Below are 24,217 nucleotides of genomic sequence, written 5' to 3' on the forward strand. Positions count from 1 at the left end.
CGCTTGCCGATGGCGCAATGCGTCGGGACTGAAGTCCCTTCCACCGTGCACCCAGCCAGCGTAGCGCGCGTTCCGTCACGCGTGGTTCCGCAGCGCCGTGGGCCATCCGCCGAGATGGATGTGCACACGTGACGCCCGCCTGACGTCGCTCCCACAGGGATGCGCGGGGCATCCTTGTGGGAGGGACTTCAGTCCTGACGACGGAGGGTGTCAGTCGGGTTTCGGTGCCGCTTGTCGCGGCTGTACGACAGTTGACGCCTGCACCGGTCTCCGCGCGGCGCGCGCCCTACTCCGGCACGTACGGCGAGGCCAGCACCTGCGGGCGGCGGCCGAGGCCGGCGCCGAGCCGGTCGAGCACGAAGCGCACGTAGAGGTTGGTGCTGAACTGGGTGTAGTCGCGGGCGTTGTTCAGCAGCAGGCGGCCGCCCAGGAACAGCTGCGGGGCGATCTGCCATTCGGCCGCGCCGGCGATGTTGTAGGACATGCCGGTCTTGCTCTGCCCGGCATAGACCGGCGCGACGTAGCGGTCGGTCAGGCCCAGCAGCGCGGCCAGCGAGGCGGCGTCGTAGGCGGCCTGCTGCATCTGCGCGCTGGTCGGGAAGTACGGGCTGTCGTCGCTGCGGAAATGCTGCACGCCGACGCTGGCGTCCACGCTCCAGTTGACCGTGCGCCCGGCGGTGCGGCCGCTCCAGTGCACCGGGAAGCCCAGGTCCACGTAGTCCTGCGGGCTGAAATAGCCGCCCTGGCCGTAGGTGTAGCCGCCCAGGTTCTTGTCGTACTGCATCGCGGTCAGGTTGAGGCCGGCGGTCAGCGCCTGGTTCTCGGTGTCCAGCGCGTGCACGTACACGCCCAGGTCGACCTGGCGATGGTCGTTGCTGGCGACGTTGCGGCCGACCAGGCGGTCGGCAGTGACGCTGGCGTAGCCGCCGAGCAGGCCGTTGTCGAGGGTGGCCGACAGGCGCAGGCCGTTGCTGGTCACGCCGCCCCAGCCGAGTCCGGCGCGGCCGTCGTCGACGCCGCCGAAGGACAGCAGGCTGTCGCTGACGGCGCGGCGGAACACCTGGCCGGAATAGGTGAGGTTGTCGCCGGCCTGGCCGCGGTAACCGACGCCACCGACGATGCGACGCTCGGGGAAGCCGACCGGGGTGCTGCCCAGGTCGGCGCTGAAGCCGCCGTTCTTGTAAGTCACCGCCATGCCGACGCCACGCGCGTCCTGGTCCATGCGCCGCGCCCCGTTGCCATTGGCGGCCATGGTGTACAGCGCCTGGCTGAAGCCGGCCGGGGTCAGCGCCGCGGCGGTGGGGTTGGCGGCGAGGTTGCGGAAGCGGGCGATGTCGGCGGCGCTGAGGTCGGCGCTGCGCGAGGCGTCGCCGAGGATGGCGCTGGCCAGCGTGCCGATCGCGGTGTCGGCGGCGGTGTTGCCGAGCAGGAACGCCGACAGCGGCTCGGCGTACAGCGCCTGCAGCGCTGCCGCCTCGCGCTGTGCGTTGGTCAGCGCCGGGTCGGTGTCGTTGAACAGCTTGTTGTACAGCCCGGTGTTGACCGCATAGGTGCGCAGCGCGTTGCGGGTGGCGTTGCTGTTGCCCTCGGTGAGCAGCAGTTGGTACAGGTCGCTGCCGACCAGGCTGTCGATCGGCGTGCGGTCGGCGGCCAGGGCATCGCCCATCGCCGCGGCCGGGCCGGCGCCGAAACGGCTGGCGGTGGCGTAGCCGGTGCCGAGCGTGCCGGCGTCGAGCAGGGTCGGGGTGACGTCGACCTGCAGCTTGCCCTCGCCCACCGCGAACTCGCCGTGCAGCGGCACTTCCAGATCGCGCAGCCGGCCCAGGCCGGCCTCGCCGTCGCGGGCGCGGTAGCTGGCGCCGGTGGCGAGGCTGTCGCTGTTCTCGGCCTGCACCTCGCGCAGTTCGTCGAGCACGGTTGAACCGCCGCCGGCGCTGACCGGCGCGGCCGGCTGGCGCAGGGACGCGCGCGGCGCCGCGGCCAGCAGCCCGTCGTCGGGCAGGTCGCGCGGCACGCTGCGGGCGGCGCTGCGCTGGCCCGGCACCGGCAACGCGGCCAGGGCCACGCCGACGGCGCTGGCGCTGGCCGGCGGCGGCAGGTCGTCGCCGGCGGCCACGGCCGGCGCGGACGCCGGCAGCGCGGACGCCGCGTAGGCCGGGGCCGGCACGCCGCCGCCGAGGCGGTCGGACACCACCGCGGCGCTGCGCGGCATGCGTCCGTTCATGCCGGCGAACGGATTGAGCGGGCGCCCGGCAGCGGCGTAGGACGCCGGGCCGTTGGCAGCCGGCAGGCCGTTGTCGTACTGGCCCGCCTCGCGCGCCTGCGCCGCCAGTGCGGCGCGGAAGTAGCTCTCGGCCTTGCGGTTCTTGCCGGCGCTGCGGTACACGCGGCCGGCGGCGCCAAGCACCTGCGGCGAATCCGGCGCCTGCGCCAGCGCGCGCTGCAGGTAGTCCTCGGCGCTGTGCAGGTCGCGCAGCGCGGCGGCGGTGTTGGCCGCGGCGATCAGCGTGTCCAGGTCGTTGGGCGACTGCTGCAGTTGCTGCTGATACAACACCAGCGCCTGGCGCTGGTCGCCGGCGGCGGCGTACAGCCGTGCCAACGCGGCCACCGCCTGCGGATCCTGGTTCTGCTGCGCCAGCAGCGGCGCCAGCGCGTCGTAGGCGGCTTCGAGGTTGCCGAGTTCGCGCAGGGCATCGACCTGGCGCAGCACGTAGCCGCTGCGCAGCGCCTGGTAGCGGCGCTGCTGCTCGGCGCTCATGTCGCTGTCGCGCAGCTGGCGCAGGGTCGCCGCCAGTTCCGCGTCCTGGTGCGCGCGCAGCAGCACGCCGGCGTATTGCAGGCGCGCCTCGGTGGAGGGGTTCTGCGCGACCAGGCGCTGCGCCAGGGTCAGCGCGCGCTGGTTGCTGCCGATGTCGGCATAGGCGCCGGCCATCGCCGCCAGCAGCGCCGGCTGTTCCAGCGCGTCGCCCAGCGCGGCCTCGGTGCGGCCCAGCAGCAACTGCGCTTCGCCACCGCGGCCCTGCTGCTGCAGCAGGCGCGCCGTGGCCGCCTGCTGTTCGACCCAGGCGGTGTTGCGCAGCGCGCTCATCTCGGCGGTGCGGGCATTGGCCGGAATGCGTTCCAGGCTGGCGTAGGCGCTGGCCCAGTCGCCGCGTTCCTGCGCCAGCAGCGCATTGGCGTACAGCGCCTCGGGCATGTCGCCGTGCACTGCGAGCAGGCCGTCCATGACGCTGCGCGCCTGGTCCGGACGCCCGGCCTGCTGGTACAGGCGCGCCAGGTCCAGCCGCACCCACGGATCGCCCGGGTTGTCGACCATCGCCTTTTCCAGCTCGCTCTGCGCGGTGACGGTGTCGCCGGCCTCCAGCGCCTGCTGCGCGCGGGCGCGCTGCAGGTTGGCTTTCAGCGCGGACTCGCCGCCGGCCTGCTGGCGCTGCGCCGGGCTGAGCCTGGCGAACAGCGCATTGGCCTCGTTGGCGCGGCCCTGGCGGCTGTACAGGGCGATCAGGCCCTGCAGCGCGCCGGCATCGTCGGCATGCAGGCGCAGCGCCTCGCGGTAGCTCTTTTCGGCGGCGGCGGCATCGCTGGCCGACTGCAGGTCGCCCAGCAACGCGTAGCCGGCGGCCTCCTCGGGCTTGAGCTTGACCGCCTGCTGGACCAGGCGCAGCGCGGCGTCGGTGTCGCCGCGGGTGCGCGCGGCCTGCGCCTGCTGCAGCTGCAGCCAGTAGCGCGCGCTGTCCAGCGCGCTGCGCCACTTGCCGTTGGCGGCCGCGGCCGGGCGCAGCAGTTCCTGCGCTTCGCCGAAGCGCTGCTGGCGCAGCCGCACCGAGCCCAGGCCACCGAGCGCCTCGGCATCGCGCGGACGCGCGCGCAGCACCTGCGCGAAGCGCTGTTCGGCCAGCGCCAGGTTGCCGGCGTTGAGCGCCTTGAAGCCTTCGCCCAGCTGTTCGCCGGCCGGATCGCCGCCTTGCGCGCGGCGCTCCTGCAGTTGCGCGGCCTTCTTGGCGATCTCGGCATCGTTCGGATTGGCGGCCAGGAACGCCTGGTACAGCGGCGCATCGGCGGGGCCGGCATTGAGCCACAGCAGCGCCTGGCGCCAGCCGGCACGCGCGGGACCGGCGACATCGGCGCGCTTGCTCAGCGCGGCGAGCTGGGCGATGCCCTCGCGCCGCGACGGTTCCCGGTAGGTCTGCACCTGCGCCAGCGCCAGCGCCGCGGCGGTGTTGTCCGGCTGCGCGGCAGCCAGGCGGCGCAGGCCGTCGCGTGCGCCGTCCCAGCCCTGCGGGGTGCCGGCCAGCGCCTGGTAGTACTCCAGCGCCAGCGAGTCCGGCGGGCCCTTGCCGTCGAACAGCGCCTGGTAGGCGCGCACCGCGTCCACGTAGCGGCCGGCGGCGGCGGCGCGGCGCGCGTTGCGCAGGTCGATGTTATCGCCGGTGCCGCCGATCGACATGGCCAGGCGCTGGGTCTGCGGCGCCTGCGGATGCGCCTTCTGCAGCTGCGCCAGGCGCTTGCGCGCGTCGGTCTGGCGGCCCTGCGCCAGATCGATCTGGGCCAGGCCGAGCAGGGCGTCGGGCTGGTTCGGGTCGACCCGCAGCAGCTTGCGCCAGGCGTCGGCGGCGAGATCGTCGCGGCCCTGGTCGTGCCAGTAGTTGCCCTGGCTGACCAGTTGCTGGGTGGCGTCGGCGTTCTGCGCGTGCGCGCTGCCGGCGAGCAGGCACAGGTCGATCATGCCGGCCAGGTACAGGGGTTTGAGGTTCATGCGGAGCATTGGGTTCTCCAGGCGGGCTGCAGCGCGCCGTCTGCGGAAAAGCGGTAGCGGTTGTCGAGCCAGGCGCGTCCGAACAGGATCAGCACCCGGTCGTAGTAGGGAAGCCGTGCCGCGGCGGCGTCGCCGGGCGCGGGAATGCGTTGCGCCTGCGCCTGGAGCAGCGCCGGTTCGCGCAGCGCGCTCAGGTACGGCAGCAGGGCCGCGGCGAAGCCGGGCGGCGCCTGGCCGCTGCCGACGCCCTGACGGCTGTCGATCTTCTCGTCGAGACGGCCCTGCGCGCGCAGTTGCTGCAGCGGGCCGGACAGGTCGTCGAGCAGCGCCTTGCGCAGCGGATCGGCGGCATCGAGCATGCCGGCCCACAGGTACACGCGGATGGCGTCGTAGCTGCCGATCGCGCCCTTGTCGGGGTCGATGCCGAACGCGCGGCCGTCCCAGGCGGTCCAGTCCGGCGCGAAGCCGACCGGCGCGCTGTCGCGCAGCATCCGTGCGCTGCGCGTGGCCAGGCCGGCCCACGGTCCCTTCGGATCGACCGCGGCGAAGCGCCGCAGCAACTGCAGCGGCAGGTAACTGGGGTTGAGCGTCCAGCGTTGCGGCCTGACGAACCCCTTGGCCGCCGGCAGCAGCATGCTGCCGAACCCGGGCAGCTCGGCCAGCTCGGTGCGTCGCACCAGCGCCAGCATCTGCAGACCGGCCTGGGTGTAGCCGGGCCGTTGCCACAGGCGCCCGGCCTCGAGCAGCACGTAGGCGATCCACAGGTCCGCGTCGCTGGCGCTGTTGCCGTCGAGCACGCGCCAGCTGCCGTCGCTGGCGCGGCCCCACAGCCAGGCCGGCAGCACCTGCTGCGGGCGGCCGCCGCACAGGTTGTGCCGGGTCCAGCCGAGCACGCGCTCGAACAGCACTTGGTCGTTGGCCACCAGCGCGAAGAACAGCGCGTAGGACTGGCCTTCGGAGGTGCTGCGCTGGTCGGCATGCTGGAAATCGATCACCCGCCCGCTGGCATCGAGGTGCTTGCCGACGAACGCGATCCACTCGCGCCACGGCGCGCAGGCCGGCGCCGCCGCCAGCGCGGCGCGCGCCGGCGGCAGCAGCGTCGCCGCACCGGCGGCGAGCAGGCCGCCGAGCAGGCGTCGGCGTTGGCCGGTGTGTCCGTTCACTGCCCTGCCTGCAGCCGCGCCGCCGAATGCCGGCGCAGCACCACGCGCGCGGCCAGCGCCAGCAACACGCTCAGCAGCACCACCGCCAGGCCCAGCAACAGCGGGTGCTGCGAGAAGTACCAGCGCGCCCAGGTCGGCAGCGGCAGGTGACCGACATAGTAGGTCTGGTTACCGGCCAGGCTGCGCACCTTGCCCTTCTGCAGCAGCACCACGCTGCCCTGGAAGTCCTTCAGCGTGGCCGGCTCCAGCCAGGCGTCGAAGAAGTCCTCGACGCTGGCCGGGTCCTCGGCCAGCAGCGCGACCACGCTGCGCCCGGCCTTCAGCGGCGACTGGAAGCCCATCAGCACCACGTCGCCGGGTGCCGGCTTCACCGCCACCTCGGCGGTGGTCGGCAGGTCGGTGCGGCGCGCATCGAACGACAGGAAGCCGGGCAGCTTGTCCAGCACCCAGTCGCTCATCGCAAAGCGCCGCCCGCTGGCGCCGTCGCCGATCGGCAGCGCCGCGCTCCAGCGCTGGAACAGCGGTTGCGAGCGCAGGCTGCCGAACACCAGCAGGTCGCTGTCGGCGTGCTTGTCGACCTCGGCGGCATGGATCAGTGTCACCCGCAGCGCCGGGTAGCCGGTGGACGCGCCGAGCCGGCCGAGCAGGGTCAGCAGGTTGGCCATGTCCTGGTCGCCGATCTCGTCCGGCACCACCACGGTGGACTCGGACAGGTCGGCCAGGCGCGTGAACGGGAAGCCGGCATTGCCGAACGCGGCCAGGTTCGGCATCGCCATGTAGTGATGGAACGAGCGCAGGTCCACGCTGGAATCGGCATCGATCGCGCCGGACACGTCGGGGAAGGTGTTCTTGCACGCCTCCGCCTGCGGGCGGTCGAAGAAGAAGTGGAAACGCAGCTGGCTGTTGGCCGAGAACGGCCCGGTCGGCAGCAGCAGTTTCTGCTCCACCGGCATCGCCCCCTTGGGCGAGAGTTCGTGCCACCAGCGCAGCGGCAGCGACTCGGCATAGGCGTGGCCGTTGAGCGGCAGCGTGGTGACGAAGGCATCGTTGATGCTGACGTTGAGCGCCGACTTGTTCTGCGTCTCCGGCACCGTGTAGCGATAACGCAGGTTGACCGGGATGCCGTCGCGCTGCCACACGAACAGATCCGGCGGCAGCTGCAGGCCGACCCGGATCAGGTCGGGGTGGTAGCCGCTGACGTTCAACTGCGAGGTCTGCGCGACCAGATCGCCGAAGCGCACCGGCTTGTCGCCGGAGATCCAGTTGGGCGCGTCGTAGGGCTTGCGCGGCTGCGCCGGCTTGAGTTCGCCGATGCGCGCCACCGGGCCGTTGAACGGCGTGCCCAGGCTCAGCGCGGTGGCGGCCTGCTGCAGGTCGTTGTCGTTGCGGCCCAGCACCAGCAGCAGCTTGCCGGTGGCATCGCGCGGATTGGTGATCATCGCCAGGGTCGGGCCGGCGATCTCGGTCAGGCCGGCCTGGGTCGCGGCCAGCTCCGCCGGCAGCGTCGCGGCGGTGGCGAACAGCACCGCGTTGCCGGTGGCCGGCACGTCGCCGATGGCCACGCCGAACGACGCGCCGCGGTAGCCGGCCTGCGCGCCGAACCAGGAGGCGACGATGCCGGCGCTGCGCAGCGTGGCCAGGTCCGGGCGCTGCGGGAACACGAACGGCAGTTCCAGGCGGCGCGTATCGCGCTTGTCGTAGAACGGCACCGGCAGCAGCGCCAGGTCGTTGCGCAGCACCAGCGGGGTGGCGGTCAGCGACAGCCGCGTGGACGGATCGATGTTGGCCCACAGGCTGGTGTGGTCCGGATCCTCGCAATCGCGGGTGTAGTGGCCGATCAGTTGCAGGTTGAGCCGGTTGTAGTCGCTGATCAGGCGCGGATCGATCGGCACGTCGCTCTGCTGCAGCTTGCCGGCGTTCTCGCGGCTGACCGGCAGGGTCGCCACGGTGACGCCGTTGACGCTGACCTTCAGGTGCGACAGGTCCGGCAGCAGCGCCGGCGAGTAGCTGTAGACCAGATGCAGGTTCGCCGCCTGCACCACTTCGTCGGTGCGGGTGCTGAAAGCGATACCGGCGCTGCCCTGGATGCCGCGCAGGGTCATCTCGTAGTCCACACCCAGTTGCTTGAGCGTGGCCGAGCGCTCGCGTTCGGCCGGAGACGGCAGCGGCGTGGCGGTCGCGGCGGCGGCCGGCGCCTGCGCGGTGGCGGGAAGGGTCGGCTCCTGGGCCAGGGCGAGGCCGGAGAGAACCGTGAGACAGCACGCAGCCAGGGCGGGTAGACGCATCGACGGCAACCGGATGGAAGTGAAAGATAGGAATGAACGCGACACGATGGAACGGCGACTCACGGCGCAGCCTCCTCGCCGGCGGTGCGGCCGCGCCAGCCGCTGCGCGCACTGCTGGCGACGTGCTGGCCGAGGCGCTTGAAGCCGCGCATGCTGGCCGCGAACACGCGGCCCAGCGATACCCAGAAGCGGTCGCGGTCGTGACGGCCCCACTGCGACACCCAGATGTCGGCACGGGCGAAGGTGCAGGCCACCAGCCAGCGCTCCTGCTCGATCGACATCGGCCGGAACTGGATGCTGATTTCGCCGTCGCGGTCGTGGCGCACCATCGCCGGCAGGCGCTTGGAACTGCCGCGCTGCGGCAGCGCGATCTCCACTGGCATGTCCGGCTCCACCGGCACCGGCGCGAGCAGGCGCAGCGCCATGCCGCCGGTGGAGAAGTTGACCGTGCGGCAATCCAGTTCGCGGCCATCGGCCAGGTGCAGCGTGGCCGGGATGTCCAGCGGCACGCGGTGCGAGCGGCGCACCTGGCGCATTTCGCTGGCGGTGGCGATGGTGGCGCCGAGCAACAGCACGTTGTACGCGGTCCAGGCCAGGTTGAACCAGATCGTCTGCGCCTCGCCACCGGGCTGCACGCTGAGCAGGCGCATCACGCCCGCAGCCAGGCCGGCCAGGTTCAGCACCAGCAGGAACAGGTAGGGCTTGGCGATCTGCCCGTCGAAGTAGCTGCGCGGCACCAGGCCACCCTTGGGGGTGACGTTGAACTTGCCGAGCTTGGGATTGAGCAGCGCCACCAGCGTCGGGCGCAGGATGTACCAGGCCAGGGTGGTCTCGTAGACCTCGTTCCACAGCAGGTGGCGGAACTTGCCCTGGGTGCGCAGGTTGGTCAGGTTGGCCTGCAGGATGTGCGGCAGCGCATAGGCCAGGATCATCAGCGCCGAGGCATGGATCACGTGCGCGCCGAAGAACAGGAACGCCAGCGGCGCGGTGAGGTAGACGATGCGCGGCAGCCCGTAGAAGAAGTGCAGCATCGCGTTGGCGTAACACAGGCGCTGCGACAGGCGCAGGCCCTTGCCCAGCAGCGGGTTGTCCAGCCGCGCGATCTGCGCCATGCCGCGCGCCCAGCGGATGCGCTGGGCGACGTGGCCGGACAGGCTCTCGGTGGCCAGGCCGGCGGCCTGTGGCACCGCGATGTAGGCGCTGCGGTAGCCGCGGCGGTGCAGCTTGAGCGCGGTGTGCGCGTCCTCGGTGACGGTCTCCACCGCCACCCCGCCCACTTCCTCCAGCGGCTTGCGCTTGATCACCGTGCACGAGCCGCAGAAGAAGGTGGCGTCCCACTGGTCGTTGCCGTCCTGCAGCAGACCGTAGAACAGCTCGCCCTCGTTGGGCACCTTGCCGTGGTTGCCGAGATTGCGTTCGAACGGATCGGCGGAGAAGAAGTAGTGCGGCATCTGCACCACCGCCAGCTTGGCGTCGCGCAGGAACCAGCCCATCGCCACCTGCAGGAACGAGCGCGTGGGGATGTGGTCGCAGTCGAAGATCGCCACGTACTCGCCGCTGGACTTCTTCAATGCCGCATTGATGTTGCCGGCCTTGGCGTGGAGGTTGTTGGTGCGGGTGACGTAGTGGATGCCGACCTGCGCGCAGAACGCGCGGAACTCCTCGCGGCGGCCGTCGTCGAGCAGGTAGATGTTGAGCTTGTCGGCCGGCCAGTCCATCACGCTGGCGGCGAGGATGGTCGAGCGCACCACCGACAGCGGTTCGTTGTAGGTGGGAATGAACAGGTCGACGCTGGGCCATTCGCGCTGGTCGGCCGGCAGCGGCAGCGGCCGCCGGTTCAGCGGCCACAGCACCTGGAAATAGCCCAGCGCCAGGATCACGAACGCGTACAGTTCGGCCAGCAGCAGGCCCAGGCCCAGGCTGAGGTCGACCGGGCTGCTCATGCCCACGGTCTGGGTCAGGCGCCACCAGATGTAGCGCGAGGACACCGCCAGCGACAGCGCCATCATCACCAGGATCGCCAGGCGGCTGCCGCTGCGCCGCAGCAGCATGGCCGCGGCGAACACCACCAGCGAGAACAGCAGTTGCTGCGGCACATCCATCGGGATGGCGACGACGAAGACCAGCAACACGGCACCCAGCAGCCACAGCGACCAGTTGGCCAGGACATGCAGCGGGCGCGCGGCACGCGACGCGGAGGCAGCGCTCATCGGCGATTCCTAACAAGGGGAGGAGGTCGGCGCGCGGTCTTCCCCACCGCGCGGCGACGGCAAACAGGTGCGGCGCCCGCAGGCGCCGCATGGCATCAACGATTCAAGAAGCGCTTGAGCGGACCGCCCGGCGCCGGCACCGCGGCCTCGCGGCCGACCTCGAGCAGGCGCTGGAACAGCTGCTGCAACGGCGTGCCGGTCGCGGTGCCGATGACGGCGGCCGACACAGGCGCCGCCGGTGCGGCGGGCGCCACCGGCAATGGTGCAGCCGGCCTGGGCTCGACCGCGGCGCGTACCACCGACAGCACCGGCGCCGGTGCGGGCGCCGCCGGCGGCGGCGCGGCGGCCGGCTCCGCGGCGCTGAGCCGGTCGGCGGAAAAATCCTGGTAGGCGGTCGCGCCACTGCTGCCGAGCTTGGCGAACAGGCTGGAGACGTCGTCGCCGGTTTCGGCACCCGTTTGCTTGGACTTCTTGGACATGACGCCCCTCATGACGATCTGAAAATAGTCGGTCGCTACCGCCGCGCTCAGCCGGCCCTGGCCAGCACGAAGCGGCGCAGGTCTTCGTGTCCGGACGACAACGCACGCACGCCCAGGCCGGCCGACATCCCCACCTGCATGAACCATGCCTGATACACCCCTTCCAGGAAGCCGTCGGCACCGCCGGCCTGCCCGGCCAGGCCGATGTGCAGCGGCGAGCCGGCGTGCAGCAGCTCGACGCGGTCGGCGTGCTCCTCGAAGCGCGCATAGCCCCACTCAAGCTGGTCCCAAACGCGGTTCACCGCGTCCTCCAGCTCCTGCAGGGTGGTGCAGGCGCCGACCGGGTGTTCGGCGGCGAAGCGGCGGCCGATGCGCGCCATCAGCAGGGCCAGGTCCTCGGCGCCCAGCTCCGCGGCGAACTCCTCGGCGAGCGCGCGCAGAAAGCCGCGCCACTGCCGCGAACAGGCATGGGTGCGGTAATGGGTCTGCAACGCGTGAGCGCTCATCGAGGAAGTCTCTGGGCAGGGACGGAACGACAACGGCGTAGCGGGTGTGGCGCCCCGGGCCGACCGTTGCCGGCCGTCACTAATGCGACACAGTTCTCACTTTGTGACGCAGTGTATCTCACTCTTTCTTCACCGCAAAGCCCTGATGCGCCGAACTGCGACCCCTGCCCGCCCGCTCCGGGACCGGCGCTGGGTCGGCACCGGCAGGGCCGCCCAGGCTCAGTGCCGTTCCTCGGCCGGCACCTGGAACACCTGCCGCAGGTAGGCCAGATAGGCCGGATCGTCGCACAGGGTCTTGCCGGGCGAGTCGCTGAGCTTGGCCACCGGCTGACCGTTGCAGCGGACCATCTTGATCACGATCTGCAGCGGCACCAGGCCCAGATCGTTGGTCAGGTGCGTGCCGACGCCGAACGCCAGCATGCAGCGGTCGCGGAAATGCGCGTACAGCCGCATCACCTTGTCGATGTCCAGGCCATCGCTGAACACCAGGATCTTGCTGCGCGGATCCACCCGATGCCGCTGCAGATGCGCCAGCACCCGCTCGCCCCATTCGAACGGATCGCCGGAATCGTGGCGCATGCCGTCGAACAGCTTGCAGAAGTACAGGTCGAAATCGCGCAGGAACGCATCCAGGCCGACCACGTCCGACAGCGCGATGCCGAGATCGCCGCGGTACTCGCGCGCCCACGATTCCAGCGCCGCCGCCTGTGAATCGCGCAGCCGCGGCCCCAACGCCTGGAACGCCTGCAGGTATTCGTGCGCCATCGTACCCAGTGGGGTCAGGCCGTAGCGGCGGGCGAAGTACACGTTGCTGGTGCCGACGAACTGCTTGCCCAGGGTCTGCTGCAGCACCGGCAGCAGTTCGCCGTGCCAGGCGCGCGAATAGCGGCGGCGGGTGCCGTAGTCGGCGATGGCGCAGTTGTCGTAGCCCGGGGTGTCGCGCAGCAGCGCGATCTTGGCCTGCAGGCGGCGCAGGCCTTCGGCATGGTCGGCGCCGCCGGCGTTGCGGAACCACACCTCGTTGACGATCGCCAGCAGCGGCACCTCGAACAGGATGGTGTGCAGCCACGGCCCACGGATATGCAGTTCGATCTCCCCGGGCACGCTGGCCGAGGCCTGCAGTTGCAGGTACTTGCGGTCCAGGTGGAACAGCGCCAGGAAATCGACGAAGTCCGGCTTGATGAAGCGCATCGCGCGCAGGTAGTCCAGCTCGTCCTCGCGGAAGCGCAGCGCGCACAGCGCGTCGATCTCTTCGGAGATCTGCGGCAGGTACTGCGCCAGGTCGATGCCCGGGGTGCGGCACTTGAAGCGGTATTCCACCTGCGCGCCGGGATGCTGATGCAGCACCGCCTGCATCATGGTGAACTTGTAGAGGTCGGTGTCCAGCAACGAGTCGATGATCATCCGCCGATTATGCGCTCAGTGCGTTGCGGCCCCGTGGTGGCCAATCGCAGGCGTCGCGATACACGCGCGCAACTCACCGCTTCAGCACCGCCTGCGCCGGCTTGTGCTGCACGGTGAAATCGCTGTCGCGCGCGCCGCCGGCGTCCGGATCGGTGTACCAGCACCACAGCGCGATGCCGGCGATGCGCGGCTGCGCGTCGAGTACGTCGCGCCACTCGCGCAGCACCTGCGCCTGCAACGCAGTGTCGACCTCGGCCGTGCGTTGCTCCGGGCTTTCCCACGGCGCCGCCAGGCTGCCGTGCGCCGAGCGCAGGCCCAGCTCGGCCACCCACACCGGGCGGCCGCTGCGTTCGCCCAATGCCTGCACCCGCGCGGCCGCCGCGCGCATCTGCGCGCGCCGCTGCTCCGGCGCGGCGGCCAGCGCCGGATACAGGCTGGTGCCGACGAAATCGAAACGGTCCCAGTAGCCGAAGCGCTCGGCCTGCTCCAGGCCGTCGGCGACGTAGCCGATCGGGCCGCGGTAGACCTGGCGCACCGCCGCCAGCAGCGCCGGCCACTGCGGCGCATCCTGCAACTGACGCAGTTCGGTGCCGACGATCAGCGCGCTGGCGCGTTCCTCGGCGGCGACCTGGGCCAGTTGCAGCAGCGCGCGCCGATAGGCCGCGAACCAGGCGTCGCGATCGGCCGGCGCGGCCTCGCCGGCCCAGTGCCCGGGAATCCACAGATGCACCTTCAGCACCGGCTGCAGGCCGGCGGCGCGCATCTGCCGCAATCCGGCGCGGACCAGCGCCGGGCTGCTGTCGCTGCCCAGCACCGGGGTCGAAGACTGCGGCGACGCCTGCCAGACGAAGGCGACCAACAGCGCACGCGAAGCGCCGGCCTCGGCCAGTTGCCGCAGCGACTGCTGCGCGGCGGCGCTACCCCACGGCGCCTGCGGCGACACCTTGACGTTGGCGCCCATCCAAGGCGGCGGCGCCGCACTGCAGCCGCCGGCACTCAGCGCCAGCAGCAGTGCGGTCAGCAGTCTCACGGCGATCGGCGCCATACCCGGTAGATGCCCTGGTGGTAGACCAGACTGTAGCCCGGCAAGCCCTGCTGCCACAGCTGCGGGAAGCGTCGGTTGAGGCTGTCCAGGGCGCCGGTCTGGCTGGCCGGGTCGCTGACCACCACTTGCGCCGGCATCTGCCGCGGATCGACCAGCGCCTGCTTGAAGCGCGGGTCGAACGGCAGGATCAGTTGTTTGGCGTCGCCGCGCGCGACGATCACCGGATAGCTGGCGCGGTCGTCGAGCAGGGTCGGCAGCCGCGCCTCGGCCAGCCACGCGCCCAGGTGCGCGGCGTCGGCATGGCGTGGCGGCGCCGGTGCCTGCAGCGCGGCGATCCAGTCGCGGGTGGTGGAGGTGGCGGTGCGGGCGATCACCCAGCCGCTGGACACCGCGCCGGCCAGCAGCAGCGCCAGGCCCAGCCAGCGCAGGTTGCGGCGCAGGTCGCCCAGCACCAGCGCCGCCGGCACCAGCAGCAGGGCGAGGAAGTCCAGCGGCTGCGCCGTGAAACGCGCCCAGGTGGCGAGCGTGCCGGCGCCGATCACGGTGGCGGCGGCGGCCACCACGCTGCGCCAGGTGTCGCTGTCGCGGGTGTGGCGCAGCAACAGCAACAGCGGCGCGCTGACCACCCCGGCCAGCAGCAACCACAGCGGCGGCCACCACGGCTGCGCCGCGGCCTGCTGCAGCCACGGCTGCAGCGCCGCCTGCGCCGAGATGCCGCGGAAGGCGGACGTGGCGTCGCGCACGAACAGCAGCGGGTCGCCGAAGAACATGTAGTTGAGGTACATCCATGCCCCCACCGCGAACAGGAACGGCAGGTAGCACACCAGGTAGAAGGCCAGCGGCGCCTGCCGCATCAGCCGCGGCGGCGCGATCAGGAACAACCACGGCGCCAGCGCCAGCGCCAGGAAGCAGGCACGCTCGTCGACGAAGAACAACAGGCACAGGCTCGCGGCCAGGCGCAGGTAGGCGAAGGCTTCCGGATCGTCGCGGAAATGGCGCAGCGCGCGCGCGGCCACGTAGAACACCAGCAGGCCCAGGCCCTGGTTGTTGCCGGACAGGGTCGGCCACAGGAAGAACGGCTGGATCACCACACCCGCACTGAGCGCCCAGGCCCAGCCGCGGCCCAGGCCGGCGGCGATGTCGCGCCACAGCAGGGTCACCAGCGTCGCCCCGGCCAGCACGTCGACCAGGTAAGGCAGCAGCGGCGTGGACAGGCCCGGCAGGCCGCCGAGCAGCACGCCCAGGTACAGCGAGGCCTGCGCGTACAGGAAGCCCAGGTACTCGATGCGGAAGCCGGCCGCGTCGCGCAACAGCAGCAGCTTGGCGTACTGCGCCATCGCGTCGTCGCTCATGTAGCCGTGCGCGAGCAGACGGTGGCACAGCAGCGCCAGCAGCGCCGCGGTGAACACGAACACCGCGGTGCCGCGCGCGCGCGGCGGCGCGTCAGTCGTCGAGCGCGGCGCGGCGCTCTTCGGCCATGTGCTTGCTGATGCCATGGGTGGTCTTTTCCCAGTAGAACGGGTTGCGGATGAGCTGCCACAGGCCCTTGTAGGCGGCGATGGACTGCAGCAGCCAGTACAGCGGCACGGTCAGCGCGTAGGGCGCCAGGCGGAAGTAGTCGCGCTTGAACGCCGCCACCAAGGTCATATAGATCAGGAAGCCATTACCGAGCAGCAGGTTGAGCAGGCTCAGGTAAAGCAGCGCCGGCGGGAAGAACGGATCGAAGAACTTCGAGCCCACCGCCAGCCACAGCCCGTAGCTCAACCACATCAACGGCGCGGCCAGCGCGGTGAAGAAGGTGCCGCCGACGAACAGCTGGAAGCCCCAGAACCCGCGCACGCCGGTGGAGCGGTACAGCTGCACCGGGTCGCGCATGTGCACCAGCCAGGTCTGCATGTAGCCCTTGAGCCAGCGCGAGCGCTGCCGGATCCAGTTGGGGATGCTGACGTTGGCTTCCTCGAACGTGGTCGAGTTGACCACGCTGACCCGGTAGCCCTGCTGGGTCAGGCGCACGCCCAGGTCGGCGTCCTCGGTGACGTTGTACGGGTCCCAGGCGTGGACCTTGCGCAGGATGTCCAGGCGGAAGTGGTTGGAGGTGCCGCCGAGCGGAATCGGGATGCGCAGGGTCTCCAGCGCCGGCAGGTAGAAGTCGAACCACAACGTATATTCCAGCGTGAACATGCGCGTGAGCCAGTTCTCGTCGGCGTTGTAGTAGTTCAGCCGCGCCTGGATGCAGGCCACGTCGGCCGGCGACTTGCGGAACGCGGCGACCACGCGCTTGAGCTGGTCCGGCTCCGGCTTGTCCTCGGCGTCGTAGATCGTGAGCATCTGCCCGCGGGCGAAGCGCAGCGCGTAGTTGCAGGCCTTGGGCTTGGTCTTGGGCTGCGACGGCGGCACCCGGATGATCTCGAAGAACGCCTCCAGGCCCAGCGCCTTGGCCGCCTCGATGGTCTCGGTATCGTCGGCCTCCAGCACCAGCTTCACGTCCAGCTTGGAGGTCGGGTAGTCGAGCCGGCGCAGCGCGTTGGCCAGGATCGGCAGCACGTCCGGCTCCTTGTACATCGGCACCAGCACCGTGTAGACCGGCAGGTCCTCGTCGCCGAGCGCGGCCACTTCCTCGTCGCTGACCTTGATGTCGATGCGGCGCCGCGCACCGCGCCAGGCCAGCACCAGCTTCAGCCCGAAGGTGGCCAGGAACGCCACCGCGATCAGCGTGTTGAGCGCGATCAGGGTGACCAGCGGCCACAGCGCCAGGGCCGCGGCCAGCACCACCGTGAGCGCCACCAGGAACACCGACTGCGCGCGGGTGATCACCTGCCGCGCCGAATGCTCGGGTGCATGTTCGGCCAGCAAGTTCAGCGCATCATGGGTGAGCTGCGCGTCGGCGTGCTGCTGCAGGCTCCAGACGATGTCGAACTTGGAGGTGCCGACGAAGCGCACCTGCTCGCCGTAGGTGGCGCGCGCCCAGGCGAAGATCTCCGGACCGGGATCGGCCACCGCCAGCACCAGCTGGCCGTCCTCCTCGCGCCACGGCAGCACCAGGCGCTGCGCGTAGTCGGCCAGATGCTCCGGCTGGAACAGCGCCGGGTCGATCGGCTGCTTGAGCAGGTTGGCGAAGTTCAGCCCGAAGTGCTGCGCCAGCACCGTGTAGAAGCGCAGCGGCGCGACCCCGCGCTGGGCCAGCACCACGTCGCCCAGCCGCGAGCGCCAGCGCGACTGCAGGGCCAGCGCGTTCTGCAGCTGCGGCGGGTCGATCACCCCCGCGGCGACCAGCGCCTCGCCGATCGGCGCCTGCAGGCCGCCCTCGGTGGGCAGCCGTCCGAGCCGGCCGGGCACGCTCGCCTCGGCGGCGACGCTCTCGTGTTCGCCGGTCACGGCTAGAACCGCCACCAGGCGGCCACGAACGGACCGCCCGCGCCGCCGGTGTTGCGCCCGGCCACCGGCTGCTGGTAGCCGAGCTGCAGCTGCGTGCCGCCGGGCAGCGTGTACAGCACCGAGGCCTGCAGCTTGCTGAAATCGAAGTTGTTGCCGCGGATCGGCGTGTTGTCGCCGGGCGCGTAGATCCGGTTCGGCCCCTTGCCGTTGCCCAGGCTCTGGATCACGTTGAACTCGCCGATCAGCATCCAGCGCGGCGCCAGCGCCACGCCGCTGGACACGTCCAGGCGTGCCTCGTCGGAGGCGTCGCCGCCGCGCAGCCGCACCGCCGTGCCCAGGTCGACATAGCCGTCGTGTTCGCCCAGGCGATAGCCGCGGCCGACGCTGTAGCGCAGCTCGGCGCCGTAGTCGCCCTGGCCCAGTGCCGGCCGCGCGCCATCGCGCTGGCGCGCATACGCGGGCACCAGCGCCAGCAGCTGCAGCGCGCCCTGCCAGGGGCCGTCGCGGCCGTCCGGGTCGAGCCGGTAGCGCAGGCCGATTTCCTGGTCCGACCAGCCGCTGCTGTGGCGGTCGCCGTAGCCGCTGTCGTTGCGGTAGCCGACCTTGCTGAAATAGAAGTTGCCGACCAGGGTCAGGTCCGCGCTCAGCCCGTATTCGCCGTAGAGATTGAGCTGGTCCTGGCGGCTGCGCCCGGCATCGGGGAAGTTGCCCGACTGGCCGTGGCTGTTGAACACCGCGCCGCCATCGGTATGGCTGGCCTTGAGGATCACCAGCCCGTGGCCGGCCTCGTCGACCCAGGCGCTGGCCCAGCAGGGGCCGGCCGCCAGGGCGAGCAGCGCCAGCGCCAGCCGCGCGCGGCGCGCGGGCGTGGCGCGGTGGGCAGCGGGCATGGGCACAGCGGACGCGCAGGCGCGCGCGTGGGTGCGCGGACGCACGCCGTCGAAATCATGCATGGTTGAGTTCCTGGTGGGGTTCCCCCGAACCGGAAAGCAGGCGCGGTCCAGGAGAGATCGGCGGAACACGTCATTTGTTAAGTGACGTACTTCCCAATATAGCGAATTTATGTTGCCATGCCGCACGCGCGCGCAACGCGGCCGATTTCGTTCAGCCTGGGCGGCGCCAGCACAGCCGGGCGAAGGTGACCCAGGCATGCAGCCAGATCACCGCCCACACCGCCGCCCGCACCGGCCAGGCCCGGGTCGGCGCCTCGAACTTGCGGAAGTAGCGCCACAGCCCGCGGTGCTTGTGCCACTCGACGAACCACGGGCGTTTGCGGCTGGACACGCCGCGCACGTGCAGCACGCGCAGAGTGTTCAGCACCGCCACCGTGGCACCGGCCTGGCGCACCCGGCGGCACAGGTCCAGGTCCTCGGCATGCAGCCGATAGCCGGCGTCCCAGCCACCGATGCGGGTGAACAGCGCGCGCGGCAACAGCATCAGCGCGCCGGACAGCGCCGGCACCGGCTGCAGCGGCTGCGCCGGATCGGCCGCCAGCGCCAGCCGCGAGCCGGCCAGGGGATGCCGCAGCATCGCCGCGAAGTCCGGATCGCGGCGGCGTACCGCGGCGTCGGCGCGGCCGTGCTCGTCGACCTGCTCCACGCCCAGCAGCGCCTCGCCGAGCGCGGCGGCCTGCGCGCGCAACTGGGCCAGGGTGTCGGGCTCGACCATCAGGTCGGGATTGACGAAGGCCAGCCAAGGCGCGTCGCTGGCCGCGGCGCCCTGGTTGCAGGCGGTGGCGAAGCCGGGGTTGTCGGGATTGGCGATGAAGCGCACCCGCGCATCGTCCAGCGCGTGCCGCTGCACCACGGCGAGGGTGTCGTCGCGCGAGGCGTTGTCGACCACCCGGATCTGCGCCACCTCGGCCGCCGCGCGCAACCGCTGCAGACAGGCATCGATGGTGCTGCCGCTCTCGTAGGTCACCACCACCACGGCTATCTGCTGTTCGCTCATCCGCCAATTATCCCGCATGTGCCGCCCGCCACGCGCACGGCGGGCATGGCGGCGGCGGCGATTGCCGCGCATACTCTGCGCCCCGTGCGCTGCGCGGCCGCTTGCGGCCCCGCGCGCATGGGAGACGGAGCGATCCGTGTCCTCTCCTTCGCCCAGTGCAGATGCCGGTCAGCGTTGTTTCCTGTCCCAGGCTGCCGCCCCACCCCGCAGACCGCGCGCGCCGCCTGAGCCCGCGCCCATGCCGAGATGCCGGCGGCGCCCGCTTCTCCGCTCCCGATCGCGCGACCGGGCCCTGTCCCAGGCCTCCTCGCTTCTGGTCTAGACCAACCACCCGCAAGGGCCGCGCTGTGGCGCATGGCATGCCCAGGCTGCGGCCGCTGGCACGGCGCGCCGGGTCGTGCCGGCACCGCGAGGCACGCGCATGAGCGCCCGCCACCAGATGCACGGCATGGGCATGCAGACCGTGGCCGCCGACTGGCCGCCGCTGTCCGATGGCGAGGTGGAAGCCCTGCTGCAGCAGTACGCCCTGCCCGGCCGCCTGCACGCCTTGCGTTGGCACAGCCCGCGCCCGTTTTCGGCGGCGGCGGAGGTCGAGACCGGCGTCGGCACGCTGTTCGTCAAGCGCCACCACCGTCGCGTGCGCGACCTGCACGCGCTGGGCGAGGAGCATGCCTTCATCGCGCATCTGCGCGCGCAGGACGTGCCGGTGCCGGAGGTGCTGCGCGACCGCGATGGCGCCAGCGCCGTGCGGCGCGGCCACTGGACCTACGAGGTGATGCGCGCCGGCGCGGGCGAAGACCGCTATCGCGAGGCGATGTCGTGGACGCCCTTCGCCGACACCGCGCAGGCCGCTGCCGCCGGCCGCGCGCTGGCCGCGCTGCACCGTGCCGCGGCCGGCTACGCCGCGCCGCCGCGCAGCACCACCGTGCTGGTCGCCAACCTGCGCCTGTTCGCCCAGCCGCAGCCGTTGCAGGCGCTGGAGCACGATCTGGCACGGCGTCCGGCGCTGGCCGCATGGCTGCAGCAACGCGACTGGCAGGACGACCTGCGCGTGCAGCTGCTGCCCTGGCACGCACAGGCCTGGCCGCTGCTGCAGACACCGCCGCCGGCACTGTGGACGCATGGCGACTGGCACGCCTCCAACCTGCTGTGGCGCGGACACGGCGCCGCCAGCACGGTCAGCGCGGTGTTCGATTTTGGCCTGGCCGACCGCAGTTTCGCCCTGTTCGACCTGGCCACCGCGATCGAGCGCAACCTGATCCCGTGGCTGCAACTGGACGACGGCGGCACCGCCGTCGCCGATGTCGACCAGCTCGATGCGCTGCTGCACGGCTATTCCACATTGCTGCCGCTGGACGCGGCGCACCTGCGCCTGCTGGCCGCGCTGCTGCCGCTGGTGCATGCCGATTTCGCGCTCAGCGAGATCGAGTACTTCGCCGGCATCACCGGCTCGGACATGCACGCCGAGATCGCCTACCGCCGCTATCTGCTCGGCCACGCCGCCTGGTTCGGCCAGGGCGAGGGCCAACGCCTGCTGCGGCACCTGCAGCGACACGCGGCGGCCGCGCCATGAACCGTCGCATCCACCCCGACACGTCCGCCGTCACGCCTGCCGCGCACGCACCGCGCGGCGCTGCCGCTTCCGCTTCTCTCCTTCGTTTCGTTTCCCCGAGGTCGTTCCGCATGCTTCCCACCTGCCGTTTCCCCGCTCCGCACGCCCTCGCGCTGGCCCTGGCCATCGCCCTGCCGCTGCCGGCCCTGGCCGCCGACGCTGCGCCGGCGCCCGCCAGCGCGCAGACCCCGGTCGAACTGGACGCGGTCAACGTGCAGGGTCGCCAGCCGCACGACCGCAGCAGCCTGAGCGGCTATGGCGACGCGCCGCTGCTGGACACGCCGATGGCGATCGACACCATCGATCGCACGCAGCTGTCCGACCGCCAGGTGCGCGTGCTCAGCGAGGTGCTGCGCGCCGACGCCGCGGTCGGCGACAGCTACGCGCCGATCGGCTACTACGAGAACTTCCTGGTCCGCGGCTATTCGCTGGATGCGGCCAACAGCTACCGCATCAACGGCCTGACCATCGCCGGCGAACAGAACGTGGCGCTGGAGAACAAGGAGCAGGTGCAGGTGCTCAAGGGTCTATCCGGGGTGCTGTCCGGCATCACCACCCCGGCCGGCGTGATCGACTACCAGACCAAGCGCCCGCAGCACGTGCGCAGCCTGGTGCTGAACGGCGACGACGACGGCAGCCGAGGTGCGGCGGTGGACCTGGGCGACTGGTTCGGCAGCGAGCGTCAGTTCGGCCTGCGCGTCAACGCCGCGCACGAGACCCTGCGCAGCTATGTCGATCACGCCGACGGCCACCGCAACTTCCTGTCGCTGGCCGCGGACTGGAACATCGACCCGCAATCGACCCTGCAACTGGACGTGGAGTACCAGGACCGCCAGCAGCGCTCGGTGCCGGGCTACCAGTTGCTCGGCGGCACGCAGTTGCCGAGCGGAGTGTCCGTGCATCGCCTGCTCGCCTACCAGCCGTGGTCCAGGCCGGTCGGCATCGAGGCGCTGAATGCGCAGGCGCGCTACGAATACCGCTTCAGCGACGCCTGGCATCTGCAGGTGGCCGCCTCGCACAGCCGCGCACTGATCGACGACTACTCCAGCTTCGCCTGGGGCTGCTACGGCGCGGCCAGCTGCGCCGGCGACGCGGTGCCCAACCATTTCAGCCGCGAAGGCGACTACGACATCTACGACTACCGCAGCCCCGCCGACAGCCGCCGCAACGACGAACTGCAGGCGATCGCCAGCGGCAGCGCCAGCACCGGCGTGCTGCAGCACCAGTTCCAGGTCGGCGTCGACTACCTGCATCGCACCATCTACCGCCACGGCTCGATCAACGAGATGATCGGCAGCGGCAACATCGACGCCGATCCGCCGCTGCTGTCGCCTGCCGACGCCGTGCTCGGCCCCAAGCGTCGGCGCCTGGACAGCGCGCAGACCGCGCTGCTGGCCAGCGACCGCATCGGCATCGGCGATGCCTGGCAGTTGCTGCTGGGCGCACGCCAGGTGCGCTACGACGAACGCGCCTGGGACCGCGACGGCAGCCTGACCCGACGCACGCGCCGTTCGGTGTTTCTGCCGCAGGCGGCGCTGCTGTTCAAGCTGCGGCCGTCGCTGTCGCTGTACGCCAGCTTCGCCAAGGGCCTGGCCCCCGGCGGCACCGCGCCGTGGTTCGCCAGCAACGCCGACAGCATCCTCGCCCCTACCAGCGCCTACCAGCGCGAGGCCGGCATGAAGTTCGAGCGCGATGGCGTGACTTTGGGCGCGGCGCTGTTCGACATGCGCCAGGCCAACCAGTACGCGCAACCGCAGGCCGACGGCAGTTTCCTGTTCGTGCAGCAGGGCCGCCTGCACAACCGCGGCATCGAACTGTCCGCCGCCGGCACGCTGGGCGCCGGCCTGCACCTGCAGGCCAGCGTCGCCGGCATCCGCGCGCGCGCCGAGGACACCGGCACGCCGGGCGACGAAGGCCACCAGGCACTGAACGTGCCGCGGCTGCGCGCCAGCGCCCAGGCCACCTGGGACGTGCCCGGCGTAAACGGCCTGGCACTGCTGGGCGGCGCGCAGTACAGCGGCGCCAAGTACGCCGACCGCAGCGGCCAGGTCGCCGTCGGCGGCTACAGCGTCTACACCCTCGGCGCCCGCTACGCCACCCGGCTGGGCGCGGTGCCGACCGCGCTGCGACTGAGCGTGGACAACCTCACCGACAAGCGCTACTGGCGCGACGTCGGTGCCTACGAAGGCGACGACTATCTGTTCCTCGGCGCGCCGCGGGCGGCGCGGCTGGCGCTGCAGTTCGATTTTTGAGGAGCTGGGAATGGGGAATCGGGATTGGGGATTCGTGAAAGCCGGAAGCGAGACATGGAGCTTCACCTTGTGGGAGCGGCTTTAGCCGCGACGCGCCGCGGCTGACGGGTTGCGGCTGATCGCTACAGTGAGACAAACGCTGCTCCTTCAGCAAACACTGTCTTCTTCGTTCGCAAACGCCTGGCCCTGTTCTCCGGATCCACCATGACTTCTCTCGAACACCAGCCGCGCCGATGACCAAGGTGGCAATCCACTGTCATGCAGTCGAGACGCGCGAAGTGATGTGCTTTCCGATGGCGCAATGCGTCGGGACTGAAGTCCCTCCCACAGTGCACTCGGCCGGCTTGCCGCCAGACCCTGCGGGAACGGCTTCAGCCGCGACGCGCTATTGCTGACGGGTCGCGGCTGAAGCCGCTGCTACAACACGCGCGCAATGCACTGCGCTCGCGAACAACCCCCAATCCCTAATCCCCACTCCCGGCCCCCCGACATGTCTCCCCTCGAACTGCTCGCCGTACTGATCAACGTCCTGGGTGTGTGGCTGACCGCGCGGCGGGTGCGTTGGTGCTGGCCGGTCAACGTGGTGGCGGTGCTGCTGTACGCGTGGCTGTTCTATCAGTGGAAGCTGTATTCGGACATGCTGCTGCAGGGCCTGTACGTGGTGCTGCAGGGTTACGGCTGGTGGCGCTGGAGCAACGGGCTGGGCGACGACGGCAAGGTCCAGGTCGGGCCGCTGCCGTGGGGCGAAGGCCTGCGTTCGCTGCTGGCCGGCGCCGTCGGCGCGGCGCTGTTGGGCTGGTGGATGCACCGGCACACCGATGCGGCGCTGCCGTGGCTGGACGCGGCGTTGTCGGCGTTCAGCGTGGTCGCCAGCGTGTGGGCCGCACGCAAGCGCATCGCCAACTGGGGCCTGTGGATCGTGCTGGACTGCATCTACGTCGGCGTGTTCGTGTACAAGGGGCTGTACCCCACCGCCGCGCTGTACGCAGGTTTCGTGGGGTTGGCGGTGTACGGACTGCGCCTGTGGCAGGCCGATCTGCGCCGCGCGCAAGCCGTCACCTGACACGCCACGCGCTCTTTGCTGCCTGGCGGCACAGCGCGTGCCGTCGTCAACTCGATGCGAATGGCGCGCCGCAGCCGCACGAGCATCACGCGAACATCAGTCGCCCGCATCGTCCGC

The 24,217-nt window shown here is 71.2% G+C and carries 15 protein-coding genes; 3 read left to right on the top strand and 12 right to left on the bottom strand.

What is annotated here, in order from left to right; translation table 11 throughout:
- Nucleotides 1–286 precede the first annotated feature (286 nt).
- The 12 genes from SLW55_RS03510 to SLW55_RS03565 all read right to left on the bottom strand — a co-directional run bounded on the left by SLW55_RS03510 (nt 287) and on the right by SLW55_RS03565 (nt 19,173).
- Entirely contained in the window at nt 287–4,765 is a 4,479-nt protein-coding gene (locus SLW55_RS03510) for a cellulose synthase subunit BcsC-related outer membrane protein (RefSeq protein WP_320744579.1), read from the bottom strand.
- Complete coding sequence (gene bcsZ / locus SLW55_RS03515) at nt 4,753–5,919, bottom strand: cellulose synthase complex periplasmic endoglucanase BcsZ (RefSeq protein ID WP_267100343.1); 1,167 nt, start codon at nt 5,917–5,919, stop codon at nt 4,753–4,755. The genes SLW55_RS03510 and bcsZ overlap by 13 nt, the downstream gene beginning before the upstream one ends.
- Nucleotides 5,916–8,204, bottom strand: a complete 2,289-nt coding sequence (gene bcsB, locus SLW55_RS03520) for a cellulose biosynthesis cyclic di-GMP-binding regulatory protein BcsB (protein WP_017910603.1) — start codon at nt 8,202–8,204, stop codon at nt 5,916–5,918. Before bcsB ends, bcsZ begins: the two co-directional genes overlap by 4 nt.
- A gap of 59 nt (nt 8,205–8,263) precedes the next feature.
- Nucleotides 8,264–10,414: a UDP-forming cellulose synthase catalytic subunit gene (gene bcsA, locus SLW55_RS03525; protein WP_267093478.1), complete on the bottom strand. Its 2,151-nt coding sequence runs from the start codon at nt 10,412–10,414 to the stop codon at nt 8,264–8,266.
- A 95-nt stretch (nt 10,415–10,509) separates the two neighbouring features.
- Entirely contained in the window at nt 10,510–10,893 is a 384-nt protein-coding gene (locus SLW55_RS03530) for a hypothetical protein (RefSeq protein ID WP_267085140.1), read from the bottom strand.
- 47 nt (nt 10,894–10,940) lie between these two features.
- Entirely contained in the window at nt 10,941–11,399 is a 459-nt protein-coding gene (locus tag SLW55_RS03535) for a cellulose biosynthesis protein BcsD (protein ID WP_193312645.1), read from the bottom strand.
- 219 nt (nt 11,400–11,618) lie between these two features.
- The gene (pncB, locus tag SLW55_RS03540; RefSeq protein ID WP_017916257.1) at nt 11,619–12,803 is read right to left on the bottom strand and encodes a nicotinate phosphoribosyltransferase; all 1,185 of its coding nucleotides are present in this window, start codon (nt 12,801–12,803) and stop codon (nt 11,619–11,621) included.
- 73 nt (nt 12,804–12,876) lie between these two features.
- Nucleotides 12,877–13,839 carry a glycosidase-like protein gene (locus SLW55_RS03545; protein ID WP_320744649.1) on the bottom strand — a complete coding sequence of 321 codons (963 nt, stop codon included), beginning with the start codon at nt 13,837–13,839 and terminating at the stop codon, nt 12,877–12,879.
- Complete coding sequence (locus SLW55_RS03550) at nt 13,830–15,344, bottom strand: hypothetical protein (protein ID WP_320744582.1); 1,515 nt, start codon at nt 15,342–15,344, stop codon at nt 13,830–13,832. Before SLW55_RS03550 ends, SLW55_RS03545 begins: the two co-directional genes overlap by 10 nt.
- A complete protein-coding gene (locus SLW55_RS03555; protein ID WP_267100379.1) occupies nt 15,292–17,184 on the bottom strand; it encodes a glycosyltransferase family 2 protein in 1,893 nt (630 codons plus the stop codon). The genes SLW55_RS03550 and SLW55_RS03555 overlap by 53 nt, the downstream gene beginning before the upstream one ends.
- 41 nt (nt 17,185–17,225) lie before the next feature.
- The gene (locus SLW55_RS03560) at nt 17,226–18,176 is read right to left on the bottom strand and encodes a hypothetical protein (protein WP_295912426.1); all 951 of its coding nucleotides are present in this window, start codon (nt 18,174–18,176) and stop codon (nt 17,226–17,228) included.
- A gap of 151 nt (nt 18,177–18,327) precedes the next feature.
- Nucleotides 18,328–19,173, bottom strand: a complete 846-nt coding sequence (locus SLW55_RS03565) for a glycosyltransferase family 2 protein (RefSeq protein WP_267097158.1) — start codon at nt 19,171–19,173, stop codon at nt 18,328–18,330.
- A gap of 421 nt (nt 19,174–19,594) precedes the next feature.
- Between SLW55_RS03565 and SLW55_RS03570 the strand changes: the two genes are divergently transcribed.
- The 3 genes from SLW55_RS03570 to pnuC all read left to right on the top strand — a co-directional run bounded on the left by SLW55_RS03570 (nt 19,595) and on the right by pnuC (nt 24,100).
- Complete coding sequence (locus SLW55_RS03570) at nt 19,595–20,746, top strand: phosphotransferase (RefSeq protein WP_320744583.1); 1,152 nt, start codon at nt 19,595–19,597, stop codon at nt 20,744–20,746.
- 110 nt (nt 20,747–20,856) lie between these two features.
- On the top strand, nt 20,857–23,037 hold the full coding sequence (locus SLW55_RS03575) for a TonB-dependent siderophore receptor (protein ID WP_320744584.1): 2,181 nt from the start codon (nt 20,857–20,859) through the stop codon (nt 23,035–23,037).
- 490 nt (nt 23,038–23,527) lie between these two features.
- Nucleotides 23,528–24,100 carry a nicotinamide riboside transporter PnuC gene (gene pnuC, locus SLW55_RS03580; protein WP_267117969.1) on the top strand — a complete coding sequence of 191 codons (573 nt, stop codon included), beginning with the start codon at nt 23,528–23,530 and terminating at the stop codon, nt 24,098–24,100.
- Nucleotides 24,101–24,217: the final 117 nt, after the last annotated feature.

Source organism: Xanthomonas sp. LF06-19 (assembly GCF_034105425.1).
Classification (GTDB): Bacteria; Pseudomonadota; Gammaproteobacteria; order Xanthomonadales; family Xanthomonadaceae; genus Xanthomonas_A; species Xanthomonas_A sontii.

Coding starts and splice junctions, on each gene's coding strand:
- bcsA (WP_267093478.1), bottom strand. CDS start 10,414: ATGAGCGCTGCCTCCGCGTCGCGTGCCGCGCGCCCGCTGCATGTCCTG.
- pncB (WP_017916257.1), bottom strand. CDS start 12,803: ATGATCATCGACTCGTTGCTGGACACCGACCTCTACAAGTTCACCATG.
- bcsB (WP_017910603.1), bottom strand. CDS start 8,204: ATGCGTCTACCCGCCCTGGCTGCGTGCTGTCTCACGGTTCTCTCCGGC.
- SLW55_RS03510 (WP_320744579.1), bottom strand. CDS start 4,765: ATGCTCCGCATGAACCTCAAACCCCTGTACCTGGCCGGCATGATCGAC.
- SLW55_RS03575 (WP_320744584.1), top strand. CDS start 20,857: ATGCTTCCCACCTGCCGTTTCCCCGCTCCGCACGCCCTCGCGCTGGCC.
- SLW55_RS03560 (WP_295912426.1), bottom strand. CDS start 18,176: ATGCATGATTTCGACGGCGTGCGTCCGCGCACCCACGCGCGCGCCTGC.
- SLW55_RS03550 (WP_320744582.1), bottom strand. CDS start 15,344: ATGGCATCAGCAAGCACATGGCCGAAGAGCGCCGCGCCGCGCTCGACG.
- SLW55_RS03565 (WP_267097158.1), bottom strand. CDS start 19,173: ATGAGCGAACAGCAGATAGCCGTGGTGGTGGTGACCTACGAGAGCGGC.
- SLW55_RS03530 (WP_267085140.1), bottom strand. CDS start 10,893: ATGTCCAAGAAGTCCAAGCAAACGGGTGCCGAAACCGGCGACGACGTC.
- SLW55_RS03570 (WP_320744583.1), top strand. CDS start 19,595: ATGAGCGCCCGCCACCAGATGCACGGCATGGGCATGCAGACCGTGGCC.
- pnuC (WP_267117969.1), top strand. CDS start 23,528: ATGTCTCCCCTCGAACTGCTCGCCGTACTGATCAACGTCCTGGGTGTG.
- SLW55_RS03535 (WP_193312645.1), bottom strand. CDS start 11,399: ATGAGCGCTCACGCGTTGCAGACCCATTACCGCACCCATGCCTGTTCG.